Origin of the sequence: Enterobacter sp. 22499, assembly GCF_052044815.1 — a bacterium.
Lineage (GTDB): Bacteria > Pseudomonadota > Gammaproteobacteria > Enterobacterales > Enterobacteriaceae > Enterobacter > Enterobacter bugandensis.
The window spans coordinates 25,029-51,499 of the sequence record NZ_JBQENR010000001.1 but is presented as its reverse complement, the minus strand read 5'-3'; the positions used below and the strand labels follow the sequence as shown (position 1 = coordinate 51,499).

Sequence of the window (26,471 nt, the reverse complement as noted above, 5' to 3'; positions counted from 1 at the left end):
AATACCATGACAACACTTCAAATTCAGGCCCCGACGACGACGCGCAAATTCTGGTCAGGCATGAGCCTGTTCTGCCTCGCGCTGCTGATTGCGCCCGTGGTGGCCACGCAGCTCGGCGGCAACTACTGGGTGCGCGTTATCGACTTCGCCCTGCTCTACATCATGCTGGCGCTCGGGCTCAATATTGTGGTCGGCTATACCGGCCTGCTGGACATGGGCTTTATCGCCTTTTACGCCGTCGGCGCCTACCTCGCGGCACTGATGGCCTCCCCACACCTGCTGGAGGTGTTTCCGATCCTCGGTGTCTGGTTCCCGGACGGGCTGCACACCTCGTATCTGCTCATTATTCCGCTGGCCGCCCTCGTGGCGGCAGTCTGCGGGATTTTACTCGGTGCGCCCACGCTGAAGCTGCGCGGGGACTACCTGGCGATAGTGACCCTCGGCTTTGGCGAAATTATCCGCATCCTGATGCGCAACCTCGACCGTCCGGTAAACATCACCAACGGCGCAAAGGGCATTACCGGGGTCGATACGCTGAACCTGTTCGGCCTGAAGTTTAGCGGCGTCTACCACTGGTTTGGTTTCAAAGTGCCCGCCCTGTGGCTGTGGTACTACCTGCTGATGCTGGTGATTGTAGCGATTATTTTTGTCTGCCTGCGCCTGCAGCATTCCCGTATTGGCCGCGCCTGGCACGCCATCCGCGAGGATGAAGACGTGGCCCGCGCGATGGGCATCAACGTGCGTAACTATAAGCTGCTCGCCTTTGCGATGGGCGCCTCCTTTGGCGGCATAGCAGGTGCGCTTTTCGGCGCGTTTCAGGGCTTTGTCTCCCCGGAATCCTTCACGCTGCAGGAGTCCATTGCCGTACTGGCGATGGTGGTGCTGGGCGGTATGGGGCACATACCGGGCGTGATCCTGGGCGCGGTACTGCTTACCGCCCTACCGGAACTGCTGCGCAGCCAGGCAGCGCCGGTTCAGCAGGCGCTGTTCGGTACGGTACTGATTGACCCGGAAGTGCTGCGCCAGCTGTTTTACGGTCTGGCACTGGTGCTGGTCATGCTGGTGCGCCCGTCAGGCCTCTGGCCGGTACGCCACAAGGGGGTGAAGGCATGAGCCTGTTAACCGTACGCAACATGTCAAAACGCTTCGGCGGGCTGACTGCCGTAGATGACGTTTCGATTACCGTGAACAGAGGGGAAATCTACGGGCTGATTGGCCCCAACGGCGCGGGAAAAACCACCTGCTTTAACCTGATCACCGGGCTTTATCCGGCGGACAGCGGTGAGTTTTCGATTGCCGATAAGCCCTACTTCCCAAAGCACATAGAGAAAGTCACCGCCGCCGGGATTGCCCGCACCTTCCAGAACGTGCGCCTCTTCAACGAGATGTCGGTGCTGGAAAACGTGATGGTGGGCCGCCACGTGCGCACCCGTAACGGCCTGTGGGCCGCGCTGAGCCGCCATAAACGCGCCCGCGACGAAGAGAAGCAGACCCGCGAGCTGGCCTGGCACTGGCTGGACTATACCGGCATTGCGCAGTTCGCCCACTATCGCGCCTGCGATCTGGCCTATGGTCATCAGCGTCGCCTTGAAATCGCCCGCGCGCTGGCGACGGATCCGCTGCTGCTGGCGCTGGACGAGCCCGCCGCCGGAATGAACGCGGCGGAAAAAGTGGCGCTCGGCGAGCTGCTCATCCGCATCCGCGATGACGGCAAAACTCTGCTGATGATTGAACATGACGTCAAGCTGGTGATGGGCATCTGCGATCGCCTGACGGTGCTTGATTACGGTAAAACGCTCGCCAGCGGTACGCCGGAAAGCGTACGGCGCGATCCGGCAGTGATCGCCGCCTGGCTTGGAGGTAACGCCCATGACTGAATTACTGAAGGTAGAACGCCTGGACGTGCATTACGGCGGCATTCAGGCCGTACGCGATGTCTCCTTTACCCTGCACGAGGGCGAACAGGCTACGCTGATCGGCGCTAACGGCGCGGGGAAAAGCTCCACCGTGCGCGCCATTACCGGGCTGGAAAGCTTTAGCGGCAGTATTGAATTCAGCGGTAAGCCGGTCCGTAAACAGAGCCCGGAGACCCTGCTTCGCGACGGACTGGTCATGGTCCCGGAGGGCCGCGGGATCTTCTCCCGCATGACGGTACTGGAAAACCTGCAGATGGGCGCCTGGCTAAGGCGTGACACTGTCACCATTAAGCGCGAGATGAACGAGATTTTCGAACGTTTCCCGCGTCTGGGCGAGCGCCAGCATCAGCTTGCCGGGCTGCTGTCCGGCGGCGAGCAACAGCTGCTGGCCCTTAACCGCGCCCTCCTCAGCCGCCCGCGCCTGCTGATCCTCGACGAGCCGTCGATGGGCCTTGCCCCGAAGATGGTCGAGAACATATTTGCCGTTATCGCCGGGCTGCGCGAGCGCGGCGTCGCCCTGCTGCTTATCGAACAAAACGCCCGGCTCGCGCTGGAAGTGACCGACAGCGCATGGGTGATGGACAGCGGCAGCATTGTTCATCATGGCGAATCGACAGCACTGCTTCACGACGACCAGATTGCACACATTTATTTGGGCGAAATGCCCGTTTAACCACATCAGCCAACATCAGGGAAATACAATGAAAACAGTAAAAATCAGTGCGCTCAGCGCAGCTATTCTGCTCGTCGGTCTTGCCTCAACGTCCTCGTGGGCCGCCGACGGCGAAACCGTGGTGATCGGTCTGGCAGGCCCGCTCACCGGCCCGTCCGCCCGTATCGGGAAAGATCTGGAGAACGGCGCGCAGCTGGCCATTGACGACATTAACAAGCAGCATCCGACCATCGGTGGCAAAGCGGTCACCTTCAAACTGCAGTCCGAAGACGATCAGTCTGACCCGCGCACTGCCGTAGCCGTCGCGCAGCGTCTGGTGGACAGCGATGTGGCGGGCGTGGTCGGCCACTGGAACACCGGCACCAGCATTCCAGCGGCCCGCGTTTATCACGATGCGGGCATCGCCCAGGTGGCACCGGTCGNCACGCCTATACGCAACAAGGTTTTGATACCAGCTTCCGCGTGATGGGACACGACGATGACGGCGGCCAGCTCGCCGGTCAGTACGCGGTTAACACCCTCAAAGCCAAACGCATTGCGGTGATCGACGACCGTACCGCCTTCGGTCAGGGGCTTGCAGACCAGTTTATTAAATCGCTGGAAGCCCAGGGCGTGAAAATTGTCGACCGTCAGTACGTGGATGACAAAACGGTCGATTTCAGCGCCGTGCTGACCGCCATCCGCAGTAAAAACGCCGATCTGATCTTCTTCGGCGGCGTCGACAGCCAGGCCGCACCGCTGGCTCGCCGCATTAAACAGCTGGGCATGAATGCCACGCTGATGGGCGCAGGCGGATTCGTCAGCCAGACGTTCCTGAAGCTGGCGCAGAAAGAAGGCGAAGGCGTTGTGGCGCTGGAGCCGGGCCTGCCCGTTGACCAGATGCCGGGTGGAAAGGCATTCGAACAGGCCTACCAGGCCCGCTACCACACCCATATCGAACTGCACGCCCCGTTCGCCTATGACGCCACCCGCGTGCTGGTTGCGGCGATGGAAAAAGCAGACTCCGTTGAGCCATCAGACTATCTGCCCGCCCTGCGCGCCATCAGCTATTCCGGCGTTACCGGACAGATCGCGTTTGATAAAGAGGGCAACCTGAAATCGCCGTCGTTCACGGTCTATAAGGTTGTCGACGGCAAATGGCAGCCGCAGACCGTGCTGGGCGGCGCAAAAGCGAAGTAACGCAGCGAGGCAATGTGATGAGTGATAATAATGAGCTGGGCATTCTCGCCCGCCGCAAAATTGAAGCTGAAATTATTAAGCCAATTTATGAAATCCTGGTGCGCGAGATAGGGAAAGCCCGCGCCCAGGCGGTGATTGGTGAGGCCATTGAGCAGGCCGCGATTGACGCTGGCAAAGGGTTTGCCAGCAAAGAACCCAACGGCGCGAACATCAAGAGCTTTATCGCCCTGCAGTATCTGTGGGAGAAAGATAACGCCCTGGACGTGAAGGTGATCGACGCTGACGACCAGCAGTACAACTACAACGTGACCCGCTGTCGCTACGCGGAGATGTACCACGAGATGGGGCTGGGCGAGATTGGTCATCTGCTCTCCTGCGCGCGCGATGAGAAATTCATCGTTGGCTATGCGCCGGACGTAGAGCTAACCCGCACCACGACCATTATGCAGGGCGGTGCGTGCTGTGATTTCCGCTACCGCAGCGGTAAGGACAAGCCATGATCCGCGTCAATGCCGAACGGCTGTGGTCAACGCTTGAGATGATGGCGCAGATCGGCGGCACGCCCGCCGGTGGCGTCACCCGTCTGGCACTGAGCGAGGAAGATCGTATTGCGCGTAACCTGCTGCGTGACTGGGCGCTGGACGCCGGTTTTACCTGTGACGTCGACAGCATGGGCAATATGTTTATCCGCCGCGCGGGGAAAAACCCGCAACTCGCGCCGGTCATGACCGGTTCGCACGTGGATACCCAGCCGCTGGGAGGGAACTACGATGGGGTTTACGGCGTGCTGGCCGGGCTGGAGCTGCTGCGCACCCTCAATGACCATCAGCTTGAGACGGAGCGTGACATCGTGCTGGTCAACTGGACCAACGAAGAAGGCGCGCGCTTTGCGCCAGCCATGCTCGCTTCAGGGGTCTGGACGGGGCAATTTAGCGAAGCGTACGCCCATGCCCTCGCGGATAGCGACGGTATCAGCGTGGGTGAAGCGCTGGAAAGCATCGGCTACCGGGGTGAAGCCCCTGCCCGCGCGTTTCCGGTTCACGCCTGCTACGAGCTGCACATCGAACAGGGTCCGATTCTGGAAGACGAAGCCCTGGATATCGGGTTAGTCCGCGCGGCAATGGGCCAGCGCTGGTTTACCCTGACGCTGGACGGGTTTGCCGCCCACGCGGGCACTACGCCGATGCACAGCCGACGCGATGCGCTGACCGCGTTCTCGGAGCTGGCGCTGAAGGTGGAGGAGATTGGCTATCGGCACGCGCCGGACGGACGTGCGACCATCGGTATGGCGCAGGTTACGCCAAACTCGCGCAACGTCGTCCCGTCTCGGGTGGTCTGCAGCGTGGAGTTTCGCCATCCGGCGCTGACGGCACTGGAAGCCATGGAGGCGGCGCTGCATAAGGTGGCTGAGAGCCTGAGCCTGCGCGGGGTGGCGGCTGTCGTTGAGCGCATCTTTGACTACGCGCCCATCGCGTTTGATGCCGAATGTCTGGCCCGCACGGAGAAGGCCGTGGCGGAACTGGGCTACTCGGCGAAACCGATGGTCTCCGGCGCGGGACACGACACCTGCTATGTGAGCAAAATTGCCCCTGCCAGCATGATTTTTATTCCCTGCGTGAAGGGCATCAGCCATAACGAAGCGGAAAGGATCCTGCCAGAGTGGTCGGAGAAAGGGGCGAACGTGCTGTTGCACAGCGTCCTGTCCGCGGCCCAGGAAAAATAAACCGGGTGGCGCGGCTCGGACAACCGCGCCCGTAGGCCCGGTAAGCGCAGCGTCACCGGGCGTGTTTTACGGCTTCGGCACCTTCGCCAGGCTAAACCAGATCCCCACTGCCAGCAACAGCAGCATTCCGCCCGCACTCCCCAGCGCCACGCTGTGGGAGGTAATAAACGCACTTTTCGCCGCCTCAATCACCGGCTCCGCGAGGGACGGCGTCAGCTCCTGCGCCACCTTCATCGCTTCACCAATGGATGACGAGGCTTTATCGACGAGCGAGGCATTCAGCCCCTGCGGCAGATCAATGGACGCCGAGAAGCTGCGGGTCAACAGCAGACCGAAAATGGCGATCCCCAGCCCGGCGCCCAGTTCATAGGACATGGTTTCAATCGCTCCTGCGGCAGCGGCTTTCTCCTTCGGCGCGGCAGCCATAATGGCGGAGGTCGAGGCCAGCAGCGCGCTGGCGGCACTGAAGCCGAGCAGCACCATCAGCCCCCACGCCTGCCACTGCTGCGTACTGAAATCAAGCATCGACAGGCCGATAAAGCTGACCGCGCTGAGCCCCATGCCGCCCGCCGCGACGATGCGCAGCCCCAGGCGGCCCACCAGCACACCGGCAATCGGCCCGCTGAATCCGCTTGCCACCATCACCGGGAGCATAAACATACCCGCTTCAAACGGCGTAAAGCCGTGGACAAACTGTAGCTCCTGCGCCATCAGCAGCTCAAACCCGACCAGGGCAATCATGGCGGTCATCGCCATTACCACGCCGCTCAGAATGATGCGATGGCAGAACAGGCGCATATCGATCATCGGAATGCGGGCGCGAAGCTGAATACGCACGAAGATAAACAGCAGCACCGAGCCGGTCACCAGCGCGGAGGCAACCAGCCACGGCGACAGGACGCCTTTGAGCGCGGTTTTGGCACTGTAGACCAGCAGCAAAATCGCCACAATCAGCATGATGGCATGACTGATATTCAGCGGCTGCTCCGGTCGGCCCTGCTGACGGGGCACAAAACGCGCGGCCAGCGACACCACTACCAGCACAATCGGCACGTTGATTAAAAACACCGATCCCCAGTAAAAATGCTCGAGCAACATACCGCCAATCAGCGGACCAAACGCCGCCCCGCCGGAACCCACTGCCGCCCAGACGCCGAGCGCGATGTTGCGATCTTTCGCGTCGGTAAACAGCGTGCGGATCCCCGCAAGCGTAGCCGGAATGATCATTGCCGCACCGATCGCCAGCGAGGCGCGCGCCGCTATCAGCCACCCTGCCGACGGTGCAAACGCGGCCGCCAGGGACGACAGGCCAAACAGCGTGCTGCCGATCATCAGCAAGCGTTTAAAGCCAATGCGGTCACCGAGGGCACCCATCGGCAGCACCATCCCCGCCATCACCAGCGAGTAAATATCAATGATCCACAACAATTCGTTTCCGCTGGCACCCAGCGTCATGCTCAATGTCGGCGCCGCCACGTGCAGCACCGTCGCGTCAATCGCCACCGGGATGTACACCAGCACGATAATTACTAACGCTAACCACTGACGAAACATAAATTTCCTTTTCATTTTAAACATGGACACATGTCCAGAATCCGATCCTACGTAAAGTTGAACGACTGTCCAGCTTTTTGTTACACTCGTTTCGGTCTTATTGAGAGTAGAGAGAAAATGCGCTATTTGAGCAAGGAAGAGCGGCGGGAAGCGATCTTACAGGCCGCGATGCGCGTGGCGCTGGCCGAGGGGCTGGCAGCCATGACGGTACGGCGCATTGCCGCAGAAGCGGGCGTCGCGACCGGGCAGGTCCACCACCACTTTGCCTCCGGCGGCGAGTTAAAATCGCTGGCGTTTGTGCGCGTGATCCGCGAGCTGCTGGATGCCGACGTGGTGGGTGAAAACGCCGGCTGGCGGGAACGGTTGCACAGCATGCTCGGCAGTGACGACGGTGGGCTTGAACCTTACATTCGCCTTTGGCGGGAAGCCCAAATTCTCGCCAGCCGTGATCCCGAGATCAAAGCGGCTTATGTCCTGACCATGGAGATGTGGCATCAGGAAACCGTGGCGATTATCCGCGCCGGGGCTGATGCCCGCGCGTTCACGCTTACCGATCGAGCGGAAAATATCGCATGGCGTTTAATAGGGCTGGTTTGTGGCCTGGATGGGATCACCGTATTAAATATGCCTGAAATGGACGATGCGGCATTTAATAAACATCTCGACAAACTTATCACGCTGGAATTGTTTTAATACTCCTTCCGGAGTATAAATTACGCAAAATGTTACAATTAGTAACACATTAAGCGAGCCCTTATTTTCATTCTAATCTCGGGGGTTCGCTTTTTTATCTATCCTTTCAGATGTATCCCAAAGCATCCCAAAAAATCAATTACACTTCTTTAATCATCTTTTTGTTTTTACTTCATTTTTCTCTCAAACATGGTAAGCAAGAGGGCGATATGTCGCAACAAAGTGATAAAAGTAATCCCCATCTGTTGAGTAACTGGAAACCTGAAAACGCGCAATTTTGGGAGAATAAAGGAAAACATATCGCACGAAGAAACCTATGGATTTCTGTAGCTTGCCTGCTATTAGCGTTTTGCGTGTGGATGTTATTTAGCGCCGTTGCGGTCAATCTGAATAAAGTCGGATTTAATTTCACCACCGATCAGCTTTTTATGCTAACGGCATTACCTTCACTCTCTGGCGCGATATTGCGCGTCCCCTACTCGTTTATGGTGCCAATATTTGGCGGACGCTACTGGACGGTATTGAGCACCGTTATCCTGATTATCCCCTGCGTCTGGCTGGGGATAGCCATTCAGGACACCGCGACACCATACTGGGTCTTTATCGTGATTGCCCTGCTCTGCGGTTTTGCCGGGGCCAACTTTGCCTCCAGCATGGGTAACATCAGCTTCTTCTTCCCGAAGGCCAGACAGGGCAGCGCGCTGGGCATCAACGGCGGGCTGGGAAATCTGGGCGTCAGCGTGATGCAGCTGTTTGCTCCGCTGGTGATTTTCCTGCCAATGTTTACCTTCCTCGGCGTGCACGGCGTACCGCAGGAAGACGGCTCAACGATGTGGCTGGCCAATGCGGCCTGGGTCTGGGCGCCGCTGCTGCTGCTGGCAACCCTTGCGGCGTTTTTTGGCATGAACGATATCGCCAGCTCTAAAGCCTCTATCGCCAGCCAGCTGCCGGTACTGAAGCGCTTTCACCTCTGGCTGCTGAGCCTGCTTTATCTTGCTACCTTCGGCTCGTTTATCGGCTTCTCGGCGGGCTTTGCCATGCTGTCGAAAACCCAGTTCCCGAACGTGAACATCCTGCACCTCGCTTTCTTTGGCCCCCTGATCGGCGCGCTGGCGCGTTCGGCGGGCGGGATGGTCTCTGACAGGCTGGGCGGCGTGCGCGTCACGCTGATTAACTTCGTCTTTATGGCTATCTTCAGCGCCCTGATCTTCCTGACGCTCCCCGGCTCTGGCTCCGGCAGCTTTATCGCCTTCTACCTGGTCTTTATGGGCCTGTTCCTCACCGCCGGGCTGGGCAGCGGTTCGACCTTCCAGATGATCGCGATTATCTTTCGCCAAATCACCCTCGACCGCGTCAAAAAGCAGGGCGGCACGGACGAACAGGCGCAGCATGAAGCGGTGACGGAGACCGCCGCCGCGCTGGGCTTTATCTCCGCCATCGGTGCCGTTGGCGGGTTCTTTATCCCTAAGGCGTTCGGCACATCGCTGGCAATGACCGGTTCGCCGGTTGGGGCCATGAAGGTCTTCCTCGTGTTTTACATCGTCTGCGTGTTCGTCACCTGGCTGGTGTATGGCCGTAAATCCTCAAAAAAATAAAAACTACATCTTCGCCGGAGCGTGATGCATCGCACTCCGGCCATGCTATCGAAGCAGGAGAAATGTCATGAGCAAACTGCTGGACCGCTTCCGTTACTTCAAAACAAAAGGCGACAGTTTCGCCGATGGGCACGGGCAGGTGTATCACACCAACCGCGACTGGGAGGACAGCTACCGCCAGCGCTGGCAGTTCGACAAGATTGTGCGATCCACCCACGGGGTAAACTGTACCGGCTCCTGTAGCTGGAAGATTTATGTCAAAAACGGCCTGGTGACCTGGGAAACCCAGCAGACCGACTACCCCCGCACCCGCCCTGACCTGCCCAATCACGAGCCGCGCGGCTGCCCGCGAGGCGCAAGCTACTCCTGGTACCTCTACAGCGCCAACCGCCTTAAGTACCCGCTGGTGCGCCGCAGGCTGATTGAGCTCTGGCGCGAGGCGCTGGCGCAGCATACCGATCCGGTTCTGGCCTGGGATGCCATCCAGAACGATCCGCAAAAGGCGCAAAGCTACAGGAAGGCGCGGGGTAAAGGCGGGTTTATCCGCTCAAACTGGAAAGAGCTGAACCAGCTGATCGCCGCCGCTAACGTCTGGACCATCAAAAACTACGGCCCGGACCGCGTGGCCGGTTTTTCGCCTATTCCGGCGATGTCGATGGTCTCCTACGCTGCCGGAACGCGCTATCTTTCCCTGCTGGGCGGCACCTGCCTGAGCTTCTACGACTGGTACTGCGACCTGCCGCCGGCGTCGCCGATGACCTGGGGCGAGCAGACCGACGTGCCGGAGTCCGCCGACTGGTACAACTCCAGCTATATCATTGCCTGGGGCTCGAACGTGCCGCAGACGCGTACTCCGGACGCCCACTTCTTTACCGAGGTGCGCTACAAAGGCACCAAGACGGTTGCGATTACGCCGGACTTCTCGGAGGTCGCCAAGCTCAGCGACCAGTGGCTGGCCCCCAAACAGGGCACCGACAGCGCCCTCGCCATGGCGATGGGCCACGTCATCCTCAAAGAGTTCCACCTCGATAACCCGAGCGATTACTTCCTTAACTACTGCCGCCACTACACCGACATGCCGATGCTCGTGCTGCTGGACGAGCAGGCTGACGGTCGCGTGGTGCCGGGCCGGATGCTGCGCGCCTCGGACCTTGTCGACGGGCTGGGGGAAGCCAATAACCCGGAGTGGAAGACCGTCGCCTTCGATATTGCCGGTAACCTGGTGGTGCCAAACGGCTCGATCGGCTTCCGCTGGGGGGAAAAAGGCAAATGGAACCTGGAGCCTCAGGCTGCGGGCCATGAAACAGAACTCACCCTCTCCCTGCTGATTACCCACGACAGCGTGGCGGACGTCGCGTTCCCCTACTTTGGCGGCAACGAAAACCCGCATTTTCGCAGCGTGAAGCAGGAGCCGGTGCTGACGCGCCGCGTGCCGAGCAAAACCCTGACGCTCGCCGACGGCAGCGAGAAGCGAGTGGTCAGCGTTTACGATCTGGTGCTGGCTAACTACGGTCTCGATCGCGGCCTGGAAGACAGTAACGCCGCAGACAGCTATGACCAGATCAAAGCCTACACGCCCGCCTGGGGCGAGCAGATCACTGGCGTGCCCGCGTACCTGATCGAAAAAATTGCCCGCGAGTTCGCCGACACGGCGCACAAAACGCACGGTCGCTCGATGATCATTCTGGGTGCCGGGGTAAACCACTGGTACCACATGGACATGAACTACCGTGGGATGATCAATATGCTGGTCTTCTGCGGTTGCGTCGGGCAGAGCGGCGGCGGCTGGTCCCACTATGTCGGCCAGGAGAAGCTGCGCCCGCAAACCGGCTGGCTGCCGCTGGCCTTCGCGCTGGACTGGAACCGCCCGCCGCGCCAGATGAACAGCACCTCGTTCTTCTACAACCACGCCAGCCAGTGGCGCTACGAGAAGCTCACCGCGCAGGAGCTGCTCTCCCCGCTGGCGGACGCGTCGAAGTTCACCGGACATCTGATCGACTTTAACGTTCGCGCCGAGCGCATGGGCTGGCTGCCGTCGGCCCCGCAGCTCAACCTCAACCCGCTGCACGTCAAGGCGCGTGCGGACGCGGCGGGCATGACGCCGCAGGAGTACACCGTTCAGGCGTTGAAATCGGGCGATATCCGCTTCGCCTGCGAACAGCCGGACAACGGCAAGAACCACCCGCGCAACCTGTTCGTCTGGCGCTCTAACCTGCTCGGCTCGTCCGGGAAAGGCCACGAGTACATGCTGAAATACCTGCTCGGCACCGAGAGCGGCATTCAGGGGGAAGATTTAGGCTCAACGGACGACGTGAAGCCTGAAGAGGTGGAGTGGCAAACCGCCGCCATCGAGGGCAAGCTCGACCTGCTGGTGACGCTCGATTTCCGCATGTCCAGCACCTGCCTGTTCTCCGATATCGTCCTGCCGACCGCCACCTGGTATGAAAAGGACGACATGAATACCTCGGACATGCACCCGTTTATTCATCCGCTTTCCGCCGCCGTTGACCCGGCGTGGGAATCGCGCAGCGACTGGGAGATCTACAAAGGCATCGCCAAAGTCTTCTCCGAGGTGTGCGTTGGCCATCTGGGCACAGAAACCGACGTGGTGCTCCAGCCGCTGCAGCATGACTCCCCGGCGGAGCTGTCGCAGCCGTTTGATATTCAGGACTGGCGCAAAGGGGAATGTGACCTGATCCCCGGTAAAACGGCGCCGAACATCGCGGTGGTGGAGCGTAACTACCCGGAAACTTACGAACGTTTTACCGCCCTCGGCCCGCTGATGGACAAGCTCGGCAACGGCGGGAAAGGCATTTCGTGGAACACGCAGAACGAGGTCGATTTCCTCGGCAAGCTGAACTACGTCAAGCTCGACGGCCCGGCGAAAGGCCGCCCGCGCATTGAAACCGCCATTGACGCCTCGGAAGTGATCCTCGCCCTCGCCCCGGAAACCAACGGACAGGTGGCGGTGAAGGCCTGGGAAGCGCTCGGGGAACTGACCGGGCGCGACCACACCCATCTGGCGCTGAACAAGGAAGACGAGAAAATCCGCTTCCGCGACATTCAGGCGCAGCCGCGCAAAATCATCTCCAGCCCGACGTGGTCCGGCCTTGAGAGCGAGCACGTCTCCTATAACGCGGGCTATACCAACGTCCACGAGCTGATCCCGTGGCGCACCCTTTCGGGCCGCCAGCAGCTGTATCAGGATCATCCGTGGATGCGCGCCTTCGGGGAGAGCCTGGTGGCCTATCGCCCACCGATTGATACCCGCAGCGTGACCCACATGCGCGAGATCCCGCCGAACGGCTTCCCGGAAAAAGCGCTGAACTTCCTGACGCCGCACCAGAAATGGGGCATCCACTCCACCTACAGCGAAAACCTGCTGATGCAGACCCTGTCGCGCGGTGGGCCCATCGTCTGGATCAGCGAAACCGACGCCCGCGAGCTGGGCATAGAGGACAACGACTGGATCGAAGCCTTCAACGCCAACGGCGCCCTCACCGCCCGCGCGGTGGTCAGCCAGCGCGTGCCGCCAGGCATGACCATGATGTACCACGCCCAGGAGCGCATCCTGAACATTCCGGGGTCAGAAGTGACCGGACGGCGCGGCGGGATCCACAACTCGGTCACCCGCGTCTGCCCAAAACCGACGCACATGATCGGCGGCTATGCCCAGCTGGCGTACAGCTTCAACTATTACGGCACCGTCGGCTCGAACCGCGACGAGTTCATCATGATCCGCAAAATGAAAAACATTAACTGGCTGGATGGCGAAGGTCGGGATCAGGTACAGGAGGCGAAAAAATGAAAATACGCTCACAGGTTGGCATGGTTCTGAATCTCGATAAATGCATCGGCTGCCACACCTGCTCGGTCACCTGCAAGAACGTCTGGACCGGGCGCGAAGGGATGGAGTATGCGTGGTTTAACAACGTGGAGACCAAACCGGGGATTGGCTACCCTAAAAACTGGGAAGATCAGGAAGAGTGGCAAGGCGGCTGGATCCGCGGCATACACGGCAAGCTGACGCCGCGCCTCGGCGGCAAAATGGGCGTGCTGTCGAAGATTTTCGCCAACCCCGTCCTGCCGCAGATTGACGATTATTACGAACCCTTCACCTTTGACTATCAGGATCTGCACCGCGCGCCGGAGGGGGAGCATCTCCCTACCGCGCGCCCCCGCTCGCTGATCGACGGTAAGCGGATGGACAAAATCGTCTGGGGGCCAAACTGGGAGGAACTGCTGGGCGGCGAGTTCGAAAAGCGCGCCCGCGACCGCAACTTCCAGAAGATCCAGAAGGAGATGTACGGCCAGTTTGAAAACACCTTCATGATGTATCTGCCGCGCCTGTGCGAGCACTGCCTCAACCCGAGCTGCGTGGCCACCTGCCCGAGCGGCGCGATCTACAAGCGCGAAGAGGACGGCATTGTGCTAATCGACCAGGATAAATGTCGCGGCTGGCGCCTGTGCATCAGCGGCTGCCCGTACAAGAAAATTTACTTCAACTGGAAAAGCGGCAAGTCAGAAAAATGCATCTTCTGCTACCCGCGCATTGAGTCCGGCCAGCCGACTGTCTGCTCGGAAACCTGCGTCGGACGCATCCGTTATCTTGGCGTGCTGCTGTACGACGCGGACCGTATTGAAGAGGCCGCCAGCACCGAGCATGAAACCGATCTGTACGAGCGCCAGTGCGACGTGTTCCTCAACCCGAACGATCCGGCGGTGATTGAAGAAGCGCTGAAGCAAGGCATTCCACAGAACGTGATTGATGCCGCCCAGCGTTCGCCGGTCTACAAGATGGCGATGGACTGGAAGCTGGCGCTGCCGCTGCATCCGGAATACCGCACCCTGCCGATGGTCTGGTACGTGCCGCCGCTGTCGCCGATTCAGTCCTACGCGGATGCGGGCGGCCTGCCGCAGAGTGACGGCGTCCTGCCTGCCGTGGAAAGCCTGCGCATTCCAGTGCAGTACCTGGCAAACATGCTCAGCGCGGGCGATACCGGCCCGGTGCTGCGCGCCCTGAAGCGCATGATGGCGATGCGTCACTATAAACGCTCCCAGACCGTGGAAGGCGTGACCGATACCCGCGCCATTGAGGAAGTGGGCCTGACCGAAGCGCAGGTTGAGGAGATGTACCGCTATCTCGCCATCGCTAACTACGAAGATCGCTTCGTGATCCCGACCAGCCACCGCGAAATGGCGCGCGACGCCTTCCCGGAGAAAAACGGCTGCGGCTTCACCTTTGGCGACGGCTGCCACGGCTCCGACACCAAATTCAACCTCTTCAACAGCAGCCGCATCGACGCGATTAACATCACCGAAGTGCGCGAACACGGGGAGGGAGAATAATGCAGATCCTTAAAATCATCGCGCTGCTGATTGAGTATCCCGATGAGCTGCTGTGGGAAAACCGCGATGAGGCGCTTTCCCTGGTTGAGCAGGACGCGCCCATGCTGCTGCCGTTTGCCCGGCAGCACCTGAGCGCCCCGCTGCTGGATAAGCAGGCCGAATGGTGCGAAGTGTTTGAACGCGGGCGCGCAACGTCGCTGCTGCTGTTCGAGCACGTTCACGCCGAGTCCCGCGATCGCGGTCAGGCGATGGTCGATCTGATGAGCCAGTATGAGAAAGCCGGGCTGGAGCTGGACTGTCGCGAGCTGCCCGACTATCTGCCGCTCTACCTGGAATACCTCAGCCTCGTCACCGACAACGAGGCGCGTGAAGGATTGCAAAATGTCGCGCCGATCCTGGCGCTGATTGGTGGTCGCCTCAAGCAGCGCGGCGTGGCGCATTACCAGCTGTTTGACGCCCTGCTGACGATGGCCGGTACACGTCTTTCCAGCGACAGCGTGGCGAAGCAGGTGTCCGGTGAAAAACGGGATGATACCCGTCAGGCGCTGGACGCCGTGTGGGAAGAGGAACAGGTGAAGTTTATCGAAGACAACGCCACATCGTGCGACAGTTCGCCGATGCAGCAATATCAACGACGCTTTAGCCAGGACGTCGCGCCGCAGTACGTGGACGTCAGCGCCGGAGGCCCAAAATGACGCATTACCTGAACGTGTTTTTCTATGATATTTACCCCTATATCTGTGCTACCGTCTTTTTCCTCGGCAGCTGGCTGCGCTACGACTACGGGCAATACACCTGGCGGGCCTCATCGAGCCAGATGCTCAGCAAGCGCGGGATGAACTGGGCCTCTAACCTGTTTCATATCGGGATTCTGGGGATCTTCTTCGGGCACCTGTTCGGCATGTTAACCCCGCACTGGATGTACGCCTGGTTTTTACCCGTCGCGGTTAAACAGCAGCTGGCCATGATTGCGGGAGGCATTTGCGGCGTACTGACGCTGATTGGTGGGTCAATGCTGCTGATCCGCCGCCTCTTCAACCAGCGGGTGCGCGCCACGTCCACCACGCCGGATATTATCATCATGAGTATCCTGCTGCTTCAGTGCATCCTGGGGCTATCGACCATTCCTTTCTCCGCGCAATATCCTGACGGAAGCGAGATGATGAAACTGGTCGGCTGGGCGCAGGGGATCGTAACGTTTAAGGGGGGTTCGTCGGAGATGTTGAGCGGCGTCGCGCCGATCTTCCGCGTGCATCTGGTGCTGGGGATGACGATCTTCCTCATCTTCCCGTTCACCCGTCTGGTGCACGTGTGGAGCGCACCGTTTGAGTATTTTACCCGTCGGTATCAGGTGGTGAGATCGCGCCGTTGATTTTGTCGGGTGGCGGCTACGCCTTACCCGACCTACGTTCACACTCCNCCGGGCCGCAATCTCAGAACAAAGTACTTCCGGTTACGACAGAAATCACCACCAGCAGCAGCAAAACGGCAACGATCAAACCAAAAGCCAGTAACACCGCATGAAAAGCGAGCGTGGCTCCGGAAAAAAACAGCGCGCCACTCACCCCCCATCTGTTCTCTTTGCGCATCCCTGCCGTGAACGCAAGCCCTAATGCCACCACGGATAAAATTATTCCGCTATTGATAAGAATGCTGTCGATATCGACCGCTTTCTTTTTCGCCTCAATGGTCGGCTGCTCTCCTTTTATGCCAGCAATGATCCCTTTTTTTATCGCCGAAACCTTTTCAGCCACAACAATTTCAAGCGCCGTCGACTTTGTCGAAAAAGGACCAAAAGTGAACTGCACTAATGAGAGAAGCAGTGCAATAACCCCGAGTAACATTCCCACTGAACTGAATTTATTCCGTAACAAGATTTCCATATCAGCATGCCTTTGATGATGTTTAAACTAACCTGTCGGCTGGCGGCCTACGTTCGGGCACCCGTAGGCCCGGTAAGGCGTAGCCGCCACCGGGCTATTTCCCTGCCTGCGGATGCGTATCAAACCCCGCCATCACTGCCGTCAGCTCGGCCAGTGTAAAGCCGTGCTTCGGGTCATCAACGCCCAGGCCAAACCGCTCCTGCATCAGCTTATACAGCGCCTCCGCATCCGGCAAATGGATCTGCTCCTCCACGTGACCGTTCTGCCAGTGGGTAAAGTTGAAGTTAGTCAGCGTCAGCTTGCCGCCGTCCGGCAGGTGGCGACACATCAGCAGATGATGACGAAAATGGGACTGCGGCCAGTGCGCCGACCAGAAGTTCCCCATCACGTAATCGCTGAAATACTGCGTCGTCAGGTCAAAGTGGTACATCGACTGCCAGTGCTCGTGGTGACGGAACTGCAGCACCCAGTCGTTGCCCTCGCTCAGCAGTCGGTACATACCGTGCGGCGTCCCCTGCTCCTCGTTGGCGAGCAGGCGAATCGGCGCCGTCAGCGTCTGTCCACCAAACCCCACGTCGGCAATCCAGCGCTCGCCGTTCAGCTCAAGCAGCAGCAGGCGGTGCGTGCGCGGCGGCATCTGCGATGGATTTGCCAGTACGACCCGCCCCAGCACGCTGCGCACGTTAAACCCGACTTCACGCAACACGCGCTCGAAAAGGCCGTTTTGCTCGAAGCAATATCCTCCGCGTCGCGCCGTCACCAGCTTGTCGACCAGACATTGATCGTCAAGATGGATTTCGCGCGGCAGGACGACATCAATATTTTCGAACGGGATCGCACAGTTGTGGTGTAAATGCAGCGCGCGCAGGGTGTCTATATCAACCCGTGTCGGTTGCGCCCACCCAATGCGGGCAAAATAGTCAGTCAGAAAGGGGGACATACATCATTTTCCTTTGATTGTGATGTTCTGTTTATAAACTAATTTTACGCACTCACTTTGATTTACGTGCTTTTTCGTCATACTCATCGTTACAGATGAGGAGAACCTATGAGCCACTTTCGCCCTGTTGAATTACGTCATGCCAGCCGCCTGTTGAACCACGGCCCTACCGTGCTTATTACCAGTCGGGATGAAAACCTCGACAGACGCAACGTGATGGCCGCCGCGTGGTCCATGCCCGTTGAGTTTGAACCGCCGCGCATCGCGATTGTGGTGGATAAAAGTACCTGGTCACGTGAGCTGATTGAGCACAGCGGGAAGTTTGGCATCGTCATCCCCGGCGTGGCGGCAGCTAACTGGACATACGCTGTCGGCAGCGTCAGCGGGCGCGACGAGGACAAATTCAACTGCTACGGGATCCCGGTCGTGAACGGCCCTGAGCTCGGGCTGCCGGTGATTGAAGAAAAATGTCTGGCGTGGATGGAGTGCCGATTACTACCCGCCACATCCGCGGCAGAGAAATACGACACGCTGTTTGGAGAAGTGGTTTCAGCGGCAGCCGATGAGCGCGCGTTTATTGCCGGACGCTGGCAGTTTGACGGGGATAAACTGAATACACTGCATCATCTCGGCGCGGGGACATTTGTGGCGAGCGGGAAAATGGTGAAGGCGCTGGATTGATTTCCTAAATTATATCCTACTGAATTATAGTGAATTTCTATGGCATTTTATGTTTACAATTGCGTTGTAAAACGGAGGATATTTCCAGAGTTGCTGCATTAGCACTCTCGCGTTAAGGAAATATCAATGACATGGAATAAAGATGGCGCAATCGCGTATGCCAAATCACACGCCCAACCGAAGAGCACGGGGTATTGTGCTCACTACGTCACCGAAGCGATCAGAACGGGTGGAAGATTAAAAATCCCCAATACGCGTCTGGCAAAAGACATGGGGCGGACATTGGTTAACGCTGGATTCCGCCTTGTATACGATCAACCCCATGCAGGCGACGTCGCAGTTATTCAAAATATTGTTGGTCATGATAGCGGGCACGTTTGCATATACGATGGTCAGCAGTGGATCAGCGATTTTGTTCAACGCACCATGTACCCAGGGCAGGCTTACCGCAACATACAACCACATTACGAACTGTTCAGGCATGACTAATGAAAACACTCTGCTTTTTTCTTTTTGCCCTTTCTCCGCTCGCGGCCGCAGAAAATGTTTATGCACCGGGCCACGCGGCGCTTAAATTCAATCAATGGTATATCGCGCAGTTAGATCAGCACAAACCGCCCGTACTTAACCCAGATATTATGAATGATTACGTTGCCTCGGGGACAATTGCAGCAATAAAAGAGTTGTATTCAGGTGACAGTAACGAAAAAGACATGCCCGATGCGGATATGTTTATCAAATCACAGGATTGGGATGAGGACTGGAATCAGATAACCATCCTGCACTCTGATTTTGACGCCGTTTGCACAACCGTTTATATCGCGTTTGGTAAGAAGCAAGATCACGTTGTTGCAGATTGTCTTATTGAAGAACAAGGGAAATGGAAAGTCCGCTCGGCAACTCTAATTAAATAACATGGGTAATCTCCGTGTCGTAAAAAAAGCACATGGTAGCCCACCGACTACCATGTGCAATTAATTAACTACTTCGCACGCTTCGCAATAATCTCATCAGCCACATTTCGCGGTGCCTCCGCAAAATGATGGAACTCCATCGTGTACGTCGCGCGTCCCTGGGACATCGAGCGCAGCGTGGTGGCGTAGCCAAACATCTCGGCCAGCGGCACATCGGCGCGGATAATCTGGCTTCCGTACTGCTCCGCCATTCCCTGCACCATGCCGCGGCGGGAAGAGAGATCGCCCATGATGTTCCCGGCGTACTCTTCCGGCGTTTCCACTTCCACGTGCATGATCGGCTCAAGAATTACCGGATCCGCCCTGCGAGCGCCCTCCTTGAAGCCGAGGATCGCCGCCATGCGGAACGCCATCTCCGAGGAGTCGACGTCGTGATACGAGCCAAACGTCAGCGTCGCCTTAACATCCACCACCGGATAGCCCGCCAGCACGCCGCTGTTCATCGCTTCCCGCAGCCCTTTCTCCACGGACGGGATATACTCACGCGGCACCACTCCGCCCTTGGTGGCATCTTCAAATACAAAGCCACTTCCGGGCTCCAGCGGCTCCAGGCTCAGCACCACATGACCGTACTGCCCTTTACCGCCGGACTGCCGGACAAATTTGCCTTCGATATCCTTCACCGCTTTGCGCAGGGTTTCGCGGTACGTCACCTGCGGACGACCGATATTCGCCTCGACGCCAAACTCACGCTTCATGCGGTCGACGATAATCTCGAGGTGTAGCTCACCCATCCCGGAGATAATGGTCTGACCGGACTCCTCGTCAGTATGCAGGCGGAAAGACGGGTCTTCCGCCGCCAGACGCTGCAGCGCAATGCCCATTTTCTCCTGATCGCCTTTGGTTTTCGGCTCAATCGCCAGCGAGATCACCGGATCCGGGAACTCCATGCGCTCAAGCGTAATGACGGCGTTCGGATCGGTGAGCGTGTCACCGGTGGTCACGTCTTTTAACCCGACACAGGCCGCGATATCCCCGGCGCGCAGTTCATCCACCTCATGGCGATCGTTGGCATGCATCAGCACGATGCGCCCGATGCGCTCTTTCTTCTCTTTCACCGGGTTATAGACCGCGTCGCCTTTGCGCAGCACGCCAGAGTAGACCCGGATAAAGGTCAGCTGCCCGACGTACGGGTCGCTCATCAGCTTGAACGCCAGCGCCGAGAACGGCTCATCATCACTCGGATGACGCTCCGCGTGCTGCCCTTTTTCATCCACGCCGTCAATGGCCGGCACGTCCAGCGGGGACGGCATCAGCTCAATCACCGCATCAAGCATGCGCTGTACGCCTTTATTTTTAAAGGCGCTGCCGCACAGCATCGGCTGGATTTCGCCCGAGATAGTGCGAATGCGCAGCCCCTGGATAATTTCCGCCTCCGTCAGGTCGCCCGTTACCAGGTATTTGTCCATCAGTTCATCGCTGGCTTCCGCCGCCGCGGAGACCATTTTTTCCCGCCACTCCTGGGCGGTACTGACTAAATCGTCCGGCACGGGGGCATAGGTAAACACCATACCCTGCGTCGCATCGTCCCACAGAATGGTGCGCATCTTGATGAGATCCACCACGCCGGTGAAATGATCTTCGGCCCCCACCGGGATGACAATCGGCACCGGATTGGCCTTCAGGCGCTCCTGCATCATCCGCACGACGCGGAAGAAATCGGCACCCGGACGGTCCATTTTGTTGACGAAGGCCAGACGCGGTACGTGATATTTATTGGCCTGACGCCAGACGGTTTCCGACTGCGGCTGCACGCCACCCACGGAGTCATACACCATCACCGCGCCGTCGAGCACGCGCATGGAACGCTCCACCTCGATGGTGAAGTCCACGTGCCCCGGGGTGTCGATGATGTTGATCCGGTGCGGCTCAAAGCCTCTGTCCATGCCTGGCCAGAAGCAGCTGACCGCCGCGGACGTAATGGTGATCCCGCGCTCTTGCTCCTGCGCCATCCAGTCGGTGGTTGCCGCGCCATCGTGTACTTCACCCAACTTGTGGCTCATCCCGGTATAAAACAGGATGCGCTCAGTGGTGGTGGTTTTACCGGCATCGATATGCGCGGAGATACCGATGTTGCGATAACGTTCGAGAGGAATGGGTCGGGGCATGATATTTCCTTAGTCACTATGACGTGTTTGTGACGACCGGGATGGTCGTGCATTGGTTCGTTTGCTATAATAGTCCTATTGTACGAGTATTATCGAACTATTTTTTAAGAGTTGACCTATTGTTGATATAGCTCAATCTGACATCACGCGCAGGAAAACGATGATCCCTAACCACCCTGAAACTGAACAAATACTGCTGGAAAATGTGCTGTTTGCCCTCGGCAACCCGCTCCGGCTATCGATTATTCGCCGGCTCGCCGATGGCAGCGAACTCAGCTGTAACGCACTGCGCCCGGAAGATGTGGTGAAGTCCACGATGACCCACCACTGGCGCGTGTTGCGCGACAGTGGGGTCATCTGGCAGCGTCCGCAGGGACGAGAAAATATGATTTCACTACGTCGGGAGGATCTGGATGCCCGTTTTCCCGGGCTGATGGAAATACTGCTAAAGGTCAAAAGCGCTGCCGGAAACTAGCTCCAGCAGCCTTTTGCGTGGCGTTTTAGTGCTGCATGCCCGACTGCTGCGAGAATTCATCGTCGGTTAAGCCAGCCCGAGGGGGCGCGGAGATTTTTTTAGGGGCATATCTGTCCGGCACGCCCTCAGGACGCGTCTTGAAGCGACGGTGCAGCCACATATACTGCTCCGGCGCCATCAGCACCGCGCGCTCGATCGCCCGGTTCATCTGGGTTGCGACAGACTCTTTATCCGCACCCTGCAATGACGCGCTGATATCTTCAAGAATAATCAGCTCGTACCCTGTACCGTCCTCTCTGCGGCGCGGCACAAACGGAATAACGGCAGGCTTAGCGCTTTTGACCAGCATATAGCTGCCCGCCGTCGTGGCGGCATCCGGGACGGCGAAGAATGGCGCAAACACGCTGTTGGCTTTGCCATAGTCATGATCCGGCGCGTACCAGAGAATTTCATTCTGCTTCAGGGCACGGATCATGCCTTTTAAATCATGACGATCCAGCATGGTTTTATTCGAACGCAGACGACCGCGCGTTTGTAGCCAGTCCAGGAGCGCATTATTGTTGGGACGATAAACCCCAATACCGGGGTTAAGCATGCCAAATATCCGCGCGCCCAGCTCAAGCGTCAGAAAATGCATGCCAACCAGCACCACGCCTTTCCCCTGCGCCCTGGCCTGCTCCATATGTTCGTAACCGCGCACGGTAAAGCATTTACGCACCCGCCATTCAGGCCAGAACCACGCCATGCCGGTTTCGATTACCCCCATTCCCACGGATTCAAAATTTCGCTGCAGCAAAGAGTCACGCGCTTCTGCTTCCATCTGCGGAAAGCAAAGCTCCAGGTTGCGGCGGGCAATCTCGACACGGCGCGGTAAAAGGCGCATGGCTAACCGGCCCAGAGCGTGTCCGAGTTTGAACAACAGCGGGTAAGGCAGCAGCATGATAAGCCACAGGGCGGCGATGCCTGTCCAGCTTAGCCAGTATCGCGGGTGGAAAAAAGCAGGTGAAAACCGGGGTAATTTTGTCATGAGAAAATTATCCTTTAATGTGACTGTCCTTAATTGATTCTGTTGTCGATCTTTCCTAAGGATTGATTAAATGTCGGTCGTGAACGTTAAGTGTAACGGATCAGATAAAACTTATTTTTATCGTTTTTTGCGAAAAGAAGGCGTAAGCGGCAGGAGAAACCGGGTAAGACGATGACCTCACCCGGCGAAAGATTACATTGAATACCCGGGCTTTTTAATCAACTCGTCCAGCTTCGGTCCGATTTCGGTATCCCAGACCTGTGCTTTCCAGTCTTCCGGGTTTACCTGGTTCAACGCCACCGATACTGAACCGTCTTTGCTGTTGAAATGGCGAATTATCACCTCGGCGATATCTGCCGCCAGCGCGGTTTTTTGCTCGTCGTTAAGATCGCGGGGAAAACATTTGATATCTACGTGTGGCATATGCAGGCTTCCTGTTATGTGTGAGCATTCCACGTTATCAGATAATGTTGTTTGCCTTTAACACCTTGTGCAGTTCCGGCAGCTGACACACGGTATCCGCAATCGCCGTAAGCTTCGGCGTATTTGTCGCAAACCACTCATGGCGAGGCCCCCAGGTGCGCGCCACCGCAATATACACATCCAGCAGCGTCAGCCGTTCACCCAGCGCAAACGGCGCGGCCTTAAGCTGATTTTCAAACCACAGATAGAGGGATTTCCGGTACTCAATGCAGTTTTTCTGCAGCTGCTCCGGGGCGTCCGGCACCCAACGTTCGGGATAATCGGCATAGGTAAAGGTGGGATAGACGTTCGCCACGAACCAGATAAGCAGACGCTGAAACTGCTGACGCTCGGCCTGCCCCACGGGCGGGGCGAGATCGGGACAACGGTCGAGCACCATGAGGGCAATCGCCGCCGTTTCGGTCATGATGGCGCCATTTTCCAGCTCCAGCGTGGGCACCTGGCACAGCGGGTTGAGTTTTTGCAGCAGTTCACGCTGCGGGCCGGGCTGGTCAAACCCGTCAACGTTCACAAATTGATAAGGAATATCAGCCAGGGTCAGCATCACTTCACTGATTGCCGAGCCCCAGCCGGGTACGCCATAGAGTTTCATCATGTTGCCCCCTCAGGAGTGAAAATCCTAAGTGTAGAGCACCATTAGTAGGTTATCCCAGGCGGGTTGACCTCCGATTGCGCCACCGCTTCGCCCTGTTCGCCCCAGCGCGCCAGCACCTTCTGATAATCACCGCGCTTAATCGCCCCGTCCAGCGCCGCCTGCAACGCGTACACCAGCTCATTGCCTTTTTTGGTCGTGGTCGCGACATAAGCTTTTTTCGGACCTAAACCGACCACGCGGGTTTTGCCGGTGAGCGCCGCTTTGTAAGCTGAAACCGACTGAGGGCCAAAGAACACGTCCGCCCTGCCGGACTGGATATAGAGATTGCCCGAGGCATCGTCGTGGAGATAGACCGGCAGCGCAGGCGCTCGCCCCGCCTTTTTATTCTCTTCGTTCCAGCCCAGCAGGATGCGCTCCTGATTGGTGCCCGAGCCGACAATTACCTTTTTCCCGGCCAGATCTTCCGCGCTTTTGATTGATTGAATCTCGCTGGTGGACTTCACTGAAAACGCCAGCGAATCGACGCGGTAGGTCGCAAAATCAAACTTCTCTTTACGCTGTTCGGTCACCGCAATGTTCACCAGCGCCACGTCGTAGCGCCCGGAAGCGATGCCCAGCGGCCAGTCTTCCCACGCCGTTGGCACCAGCTTTAGCTTCAGCCCCAGGCTGCCCGCCAGCAGGCGGGCGATATCCGGGTCGCTGCCAATCCGCGTGCGGTTATCGCTGGCCAGAAGCGCCAGCGGCGGGGAGTTCAGCATCGAGACGGCGACCGTCAGCGTACCCGGCTCAACGAATTTATAACCGGCGGGGATCTTCGCCACGGCCTGCCGATCCACCCTCACCGGCAGCGGCTGCTCGTTGGCTTTCAGATCGATGCTGGCGTGGCTTGCCGTTGTGAAGACCAGCCCCGCCAGAAGTCCGTATTTCATCTGCGCTCCTTACAGCACTTTTGACAGGAACTGGCGCGTTCGCGCATGCGACGGACGGTTCAATACCGCGTCGCTGCTGCCCTGCTCCACGATTTTCCCGTCGACCATAAACACCACCTGATCCGCCACCTCGCGGGCAAAGCCGATCTCGTGGGTGACCACCACCAGCGTAGTGCCGGAGCGGGCCAGTTTTTTGATCACGTCCAGCACCTCTCCCACCAGCTCCGGATCCAGCGCCGAGGTAGGTTCATCAAACAGCATCACGCGGGGACGTAACGCCAGCGCGCGGGCAATCGCAATGCGCTGCTGCTGCCCGCCGGAGAGATGGCGAGACCAGGCGTCGGCCTTATCCCGCAGCCCAACCACGTCCAGCAGGCTGTATGCCCTTTCCACCGCCTCTTTTTTGCTGAGCTTCTTATGCGCGATGGGCGCCTCAATCAGGTTTTCCAGCACCGTGAGGTGAGGAAAGAGATTGAAGTTCTGAAACACATAGCCCACGTTGACGCGCTGCCTGAGGATCTCTTTCTCCTTCAGCTCATAGAGCTTGTCGCCCTGACGACGGTAGCCAATGTAGTCCCCGTCGATCTGAATAAAGCCTTCGTCGACGCGCTCCAGATGGTTAATGGTGCGCAGCAGCGTCGATTTGCCCGAGCCTGAGGGCCCGAGAATGACCGTCACGGAACCGGGCGGGATCTCAAGCGAAACGTTGTCGAGCGCCTTATGGCGACCAAAATACTTGCTGACGCCGGTAATCGAGATATGTCCTTCAGGAGAGGCTTGCATGGATAGGCTCCTGTGCTGGCGTGGTGGTGACGGAACGGGTGCGACGGGCGGCACGGTTCTGATTAACCGCAGAGCGGCGTTCGCTGCGGGCGAGTGCGCGTTCAACACCGTACTGGATAGCGGACAAGACGGTGGTAATCACCAGATACCAGGCGGCACCGACCATCAGCAACGGGATCACCTCCTGGGTACGGTTGTAGATCATCTGGATGGTATAGAACAGCTCCGGCATTGCCAGGACGTAGACCATCGCCGTTCCCTTGGCGAGGCTGATAATTTCATTGAACCCGGACGGCAGAATGGTGCGCAACGCCTGAGGCAGGATTATCCGCACCGTACGTCGCCAGGCCGGCAGGCCAAGCGCGGCGGCCGCTTCATACTGGCCGTGATCCACCCCGAGGAAACCCCCGCGAATAATCTCTGCGGTGTAGGCGCTCTGCACCAGCGTTAGTCCCACCACGGCGGTGGAGAACTGCCCGAGCACGTTAATGGTCTCAAAGCTGCCCCAGCTAATGCTGGTGAACGGCACGCCGAGGGAGAGCGTGTCGTAGAGATAGGAAAAGTTGTAGAGAATGATCAGCACCACGATCAGCGGCAGCGAGCGAAACAGCCAGATATAGCCCCACGCCAGGCTGCTCAGCAGCCATGACGAGGAGAGTCTCGCCAGCGCCAGCATGCCGCCCAACACCACGCTCAGCGCGGTACCGATCAGGGTAAGCAGCAGAGTCTGCCCTACACCTTCGAGAATAACCGGGTCGAAGAACCAGCGGGCAAACACCGCCCACTCCCAGCGCGGGTTGAAAGCGACGGACTGGATCACGATCGCCAGGACAAACAGCGCCACCGCGGCGCCGACGGTCCGCAGCGGATAACGCGCCGGGACCACCTTAATGGTTTCAACGTTGCTCATC

General features: G+C 58.4%; 25 protein-coding genes and 1 pseudogene. 16 read left to right on the top strand and 10 right to left on the bottom strand.

Annotation, left to right across the window (positions count from 1 at the left end; all coding sequences use genetic code 11):
• Positions 1–6: 6 nt before the first annotated feature.
• From ACTJI7_RS00235 to ACTJI7_RS00210, 6 genes and pseudogenes are all read left to right on the top strand, one after another.
• Positions 7–1,113: a branched-chain amino acid ABC transporter permease gene (locus ACTJI7_RS00235; RefSeq protein WP_063154189.1), complete on the top strand. Its 1,107-nt coding sequence runs from the start codon at positions 7–9 to the stop codon at positions 1,111–1,113.
• Complete coding sequence (locus ACTJI7_RS00230; RefSeq protein WP_048999753.1) at positions 1,110–1,877, top strand: ABC transporter ATP-binding protein; 768 nt, start codon at positions 1,110–1,112, stop codon at positions 1,875–1,877. Before ACTJI7_RS00235 ends, ACTJI7_RS00230 begins: the two co-directional genes overlap by 4 nt.
• Positions 1,870–2,589 carry an ABC transporter ATP-binding protein gene (locus ACTJI7_RS00225; RefSeq protein ID WP_063154190.1) on the top strand — a complete coding sequence of 240 codons (720 nt, stop codon included), beginning with the start codon at positions 1,870–1,872 and terminating at the stop codon, positions 2,587–2,589. The genes ACTJI7_RS00230 and ACTJI7_RS00225 overlap by 8 nt, the downstream gene beginning before the upstream one ends.
• 28 nt (positions 2,590–2,617) lie before the next feature.
• Positions 2,618–3,768, top strand: a pseudogene (locus ACTJI7_RS00220) (branched-chain amino acid ABC transporter substrate-binding protein).
• Between the two features lie 17 nt (positions 3,769–3,785).
• Entirely contained in the window at positions 3,786–4,268 is a 483-nt protein-coding gene (locus tag ACTJI7_RS00215) for an L-2-amino-thiazoline-4-carboxylic acid hydrolase (protein WP_028013263.1), read from the top strand.
• Positions 4,265–5,491: a Zn-dependent hydrolase gene (locus ACTJI7_RS00210; RefSeq protein WP_063154194.1), complete on the top strand. Its 1,227-nt coding sequence runs from the start codon at positions 4,265–4,267 to the stop codon at positions 5,489–5,491. Before ACTJI7_RS00215 ends, ACTJI7_RS00210 begins: the two co-directional genes overlap by 4 nt.
• A gap of 66 nt (positions 5,492–5,557) precedes the next feature.
• Here ACTJI7_RS00210 and ACTJI7_RS00205 read toward each other — a convergent pair whose 3' ends face one another.
• Entirely contained in the window at positions 5,558–7,045 is a 1,488-nt protein-coding gene (locus ACTJI7_RS00205; protein ID WP_063154196.1) for an MFS transporter, read from the bottom strand.
• A 117-nt stretch (positions 7,046–7,162) separates the two neighbouring features.
• Between ACTJI7_RS00205 and ACTJI7_RS00200 the strand changes: the two genes are divergently transcribed.
• From ACTJI7_RS00200 to narI, 6 genes are all read left to right on the top strand, one after another.
• Positions 7,163–7,738 carry a TetR family transcriptional regulator gene (locus ACTJI7_RS00200; RefSeq protein ID WP_049136449.1) on the top strand — a complete coding sequence of 192 codons (576 nt, stop codon included), beginning with the start codon at positions 7,163–7,165 and terminating at the stop codon, positions 7,736–7,738.
• 209 nt (positions 7,739–7,947) lie between these two features.
• A complete protein-coding gene (locus ACTJI7_RS00195) occupies positions 7,948–9,333 on the top strand; it encodes a NarK family nitrate/nitrite MFS transporter (RefSeq protein WP_063154198.1) in 1,386 nt (461 codons plus the stop codon).
• Between the two features lie 67 nt (positions 9,334–9,400).
• Positions 9,401–13,141: a nitrate reductase subunit alpha gene (locus tag ACTJI7_RS00190; RefSeq protein ID WP_192979131.1), complete on the top strand. Its 3,741-nt coding sequence runs from the start codon at positions 9,401–9,403 to the stop codon at positions 13,139–13,141.
• Positions 13,138–14,682, top strand: coding sequence for a nitrate reductase subunit beta (gene narH / locus ACTJI7_RS00185; RefSeq protein ID WP_041909817.1), 1,545 nt, complete (start codon positions 13,138–13,140; stop codon positions 14,680–14,682). The genes ACTJI7_RS00190 and narH overlap by 4 nt, the downstream gene beginning before the upstream one ends.
• Entirely contained in the window at positions 14,682–15,377 is a 696-nt protein-coding gene (narW, locus tag ACTJI7_RS00180) for a nitrate reductase molybdenum cofactor assembly chaperone (protein ID WP_136485720.1), read from the top strand. The genes narH and narW overlap by 1 nt, the downstream gene beginning before the upstream one ends.
• Entirely contained in the window at positions 15,374–16,054 is a 681-nt protein-coding gene (narI, locus tag ACTJI7_RS00175) for a respiratory nitrate reductase subunit gamma (protein ID WP_022648214.1), read from the top strand. Before narW ends, narI begins: the two co-directional genes overlap by 4 nt.
• 61 nt (positions 16,055–16,115) lie before the next feature.
• On the opposite strand, the gene ACTJI7_RS00170 is transcribed toward narI, so the two are convergent.
• Both ACTJI7_RS00170 and nhoA read right to left on the bottom strand, forming a co-directional pair.
• The gene (locus ACTJI7_RS00170; protein ID WP_063154206.1) at positions 16,116–16,565 is read right to left on the bottom strand and encodes a hypothetical protein; all 450 of its coding nucleotides are present in this window, start codon (positions 16,563–16,565) and stop codon (positions 16,116–16,118) included.
• A 94-nt stretch (positions 16,566–16,659) separates the two neighbouring features.
• Positions 16,660–17,505, bottom strand: a complete 846-nt coding sequence (gene nhoA, locus ACTJI7_RS00165; protein WP_048960087.1) for an N-hydroxyarylamine O-acetyltransferase — start codon at positions 17,503–17,505, stop codon at positions 16,660–16,662.
• A 108-nt stretch (positions 17,506–17,613) separates the two neighbouring features.
• On the opposite strand from nhoA, the gene ACTJI7_RS00160 reads away from it, so the two are divergent.
• From ACTJI7_RS00160 to ACTJI7_RS00150, 3 genes are all read left to right on the top strand, one after another.
• Entirely contained in the window at positions 17,614–18,186 is a 573-nt protein-coding gene (locus tag ACTJI7_RS00160; protein ID WP_136485716.1) for a flavin reductase family protein, read from the top strand.
• A 126-nt stretch (positions 18,187–18,312) separates the two neighbouring features.
• Positions 18,313–18,675, top strand: coding sequence for a hypothetical protein (locus tag ACTJI7_RS00155; protein WP_048959621.1), 363 nt, complete (start codon positions 18,313–18,315; stop codon positions 18,673–18,675).
• Entirely contained in the window at positions 18,675–19,100 is a 426-nt protein-coding gene (locus ACTJI7_RS00150; RefSeq protein WP_048959620.1) for a DUF3828 domain-containing protein, read from the top strand. Before ACTJI7_RS00155 ends, ACTJI7_RS00150 begins: the two co-directional genes overlap by 1 nt.
• A 68-nt stretch (positions 19,101–19,168) precedes the next feature.
• Here ACTJI7_RS00150 and fusA read toward each other — a convergent pair whose 3' ends face one another.
• Positions 19,169–21,268 carry an elongation factor G gene (gene fusA / locus ACTJI7_RS00145; RefSeq protein ID WP_048959619.1) on the bottom strand — a complete coding sequence of 700 codons (2,100 nt, stop codon included), beginning with the start codon at positions 21,266–21,268 and terminating at the stop codon, positions 19,169–19,171.
• Between the two features lie 160 nt (positions 21,269–21,428).
• Between fusA and ACTJI7_RS00140 the strand changes: the two genes are divergently transcribed.
• Positions 21,429–21,743 (top strand): ArsR/SmtB family transcription factor, encoded by a 315-nt coding sequence (locus tag ACTJI7_RS00140; RefSeq protein WP_048958324.1) that lies wholly within the window; start codon positions 21,429–21,431, stop codon positions 21,741–21,743.
• Positions 21,744–21,768: 25 nt separating this feature from the next.
• On the opposite strand, the gene ACTJI7_RS00135 is transcribed toward ACTJI7_RS00140, so the two are convergent.
• From ACTJI7_RS00135 to ACTJI7_RS00110, 6 genes are all read right to left on the bottom strand, one after another.
• On the bottom strand, positions 21,769–22,770 hold the full coding sequence (locus ACTJI7_RS00135; protein ID WP_136485714.1) for a Kdo(2)-lipid IV(A) acyltransferase: 1,002 nt from the start codon (positions 22,768–22,770) through the stop codon (positions 21,769–21,771).
• A 192-nt stretch (positions 22,771–22,962) separates the two neighbouring features.
• On the bottom strand, positions 22,963–23,193 hold the full coding sequence (gene pptA, locus ACTJI7_RS00130; protein WP_028013275.1) for a tautomerase PptA: 231 nt from the start codon (positions 23,191–23,193) through the stop codon (positions 22,963–22,965).
• Between the two features lie 37 nt (positions 23,194–23,230).
• The gene (locus tag ACTJI7_RS00125) at positions 23,231–23,848 is read right to left on the bottom strand and encodes a glutathione S-transferase family protein (RefSeq protein ID WP_041909801.1); all 618 of its coding nucleotides are present in this window, start codon (positions 23,846–23,848) and stop codon (positions 23,231–23,233) included.
• Between the two features lie 41 nt (positions 23,849–23,889).
• Positions 23,890–24,777: an ABC transporter substrate-binding protein gene (locus ACTJI7_RS00120; protein ID WP_136485712.1), complete on the bottom strand. Its 888-nt coding sequence runs from the start codon at positions 24,775–24,777 to the stop codon at positions 23,890–23,892.
• Positions 24,778–24,786: 9 nt separating this feature from the next.
• Positions 24,787–25,560 carry an amino acid ABC transporter ATP-binding protein gene (locus ACTJI7_RS00115; RefSeq protein ID WP_045260613.1) on the bottom strand — a complete coding sequence of 258 codons (774 nt, stop codon included), beginning with the start codon at positions 25,558–25,560 and terminating at the stop codon, positions 24,787–24,789.
• Positions 25,544–26,470 (bottom strand): amino acid ABC transporter permease, encoded by a 927-nt coding sequence (locus ACTJI7_RS00110; RefSeq protein ID WP_047368635.1) that lies wholly within the window; start codon positions 26,468–26,470, stop codon positions 25,544–25,546. The genes ACTJI7_RS00115 and ACTJI7_RS00110 overlap by 17 nt, the downstream gene beginning before the upstream one ends.
• Between the last annotated feature and the right edge of the window lies 1 nt (position 26,471).

Coding starts and splice junctions, on each gene's coding strand:
- ACTJI7_RS00235 (WP_063154189.1), top strand. CDS start 7: ATGACAACACTTCAAATTCAGGCCCCGACGACGACGCGCAAATTCTGG.
- ACTJI7_RS00230 (WP_048999753.1), top strand. CDS start 1,110: ATGAGCCTGTTAACCGTACGCAACATGTCAAAACGCTTCGGCGGGCTG.
- ACTJI7_RS00225 (WP_063154190.1), top strand. CDS start 1,870: ATGACTGAATTACTGAAGGTAGAACGCCTGGACGTGCATTACGGCGGC.
- ACTJI7_RS00215 (WP_028013263.1), top strand. CDS start 3,786: ATGAGTGATAATAATGAGCTGGGCATTCTCGCCCGCCGCAAAATTGAA.
- ACTJI7_RS00210 (WP_063154194.1), top strand. CDS start 4,265: ATGATCCGCGTCAATGCCGAACGGCTGTGGTCAACGCTTGAGATGATG.
- ACTJI7_RS00205 (WP_063154196.1), bottom strand. CDS start 7,045: ATGTTTCGTCAGTGGTTAGCGTTAGTAATTATCGTGCTGGTGTACATC.
- ACTJI7_RS00200 (WP_049136449.1), top strand. CDS start 7,163: ATGCGCTATTTGAGCAAGGAAGAGCGGCGGGAAGCGATCTTACAGGCC.
- ACTJI7_RS00195 (WP_063154198.1), top strand. CDS start 7,948: ATGTCGCAACAAAGTGATAAAAGTAATCCCCATCTGTTGAGTAACTGG.
- ACTJI7_RS00190 (WP_192979131.1), top strand. CDS start 9,401: ATGAGCAAACTGCTGGACCGCTTCCGTTACTTCAAAACAAAAGGCGAC.
- narH (WP_041909817.1), top strand. CDS start 13,138: ATGAAAATACGCTCACAGGTTGGCATGGTTCTGAATCTCGATAAATGC.
- narW (WP_136485720.1), top strand. CDS start 14,682: ATGCAGATCCTTAAAATCATCGCGCTGCTGATTGAGTATCCCGATGAG.
- narI (WP_022648214.1), top strand. CDS start 15,374: ATGACGCATTACCTGAACGTGTTTTTCTATGATATTTACCCCTATATC.
- ACTJI7_RS00170 (WP_063154206.1), bottom strand. CDS start 16,565: ATGGAAATCTTGTTACGGAATAAATTCAGTTCAGTGGGAATGTTACTC.
- nhoA (WP_048960087.1), bottom strand. CDS start 17,505: ATGTCCCCCTTTCTGACTGACTATTTTGCCCGCATTGGGTGGGCGCAA.
- ACTJI7_RS00160 (WP_136485716.1), top strand. CDS start 17,614: ATGAGCCACTTTCGCCCTGTTGAATTACGTCATGCCAGCCGCCTGTTG.
- ACTJI7_RS00155 (WP_048959621.1), top strand. CDS start 18,313: ATGACATGGAATAAAGATGGCGCAATCGCGTATGCCAAATCACACGCC.
- ACTJI7_RS00150 (WP_048959620.1), top strand. CDS start 18,675: ATGAAAACACTCTGCTTTTTTCTTTTTGCCCTTTCTCCGCTCGCGGCC.
- fusA (WP_048959619.1), bottom strand. CDS start 21,268: ATGCCCCGACCCATTCCTCTCGAACGTTATCGCAACATCGGTATCTCC.
- ACTJI7_RS00140 (WP_048958324.1), top strand. CDS start 21,429: ATGATCCCTAACCACCCTGAAACTGAACAAATACTGCTGGAAAATGTG.
- ACTJI7_RS00135 (WP_136485714.1), bottom strand. CDS start 22,770: ATGACAAAATTACCCCGGTTTTCACCTGCTTTTTTCCACCCGCGATAC.
- pptA (WP_028013275.1), bottom strand. CDS start 23,193: ATGCCACACGTAGATATCAAATGTTTTCCCCGCGATCTTAACGACGAG.
- ACTJI7_RS00125 (WP_041909801.1), bottom strand. CDS start 23,848: ATGATGAAACTCTATGGCGTACCCGGCTGGGGCTCGGCAATCAGTGAA.
- ACTJI7_RS00120 (WP_136485712.1), bottom strand. CDS start 24,777: ATGAAATACGGACTTCTGGCGGGGCTGGTCTTCACAACGGCAAGCCAC.
- ACTJI7_RS00115 (WP_045260613.1), bottom strand. CDS start 25,560: ATGCAAGCCTCTCCTGAAGGACATATCTCGATTACCGGCGTCAGCAAG.
- ACTJI7_RS00110 (WP_047368635.1), bottom strand. CDS start 26,470: ATGAGCAACGTTGAAACCATTAAGGTGGTCCCGGCGCGTTATCCGCTG.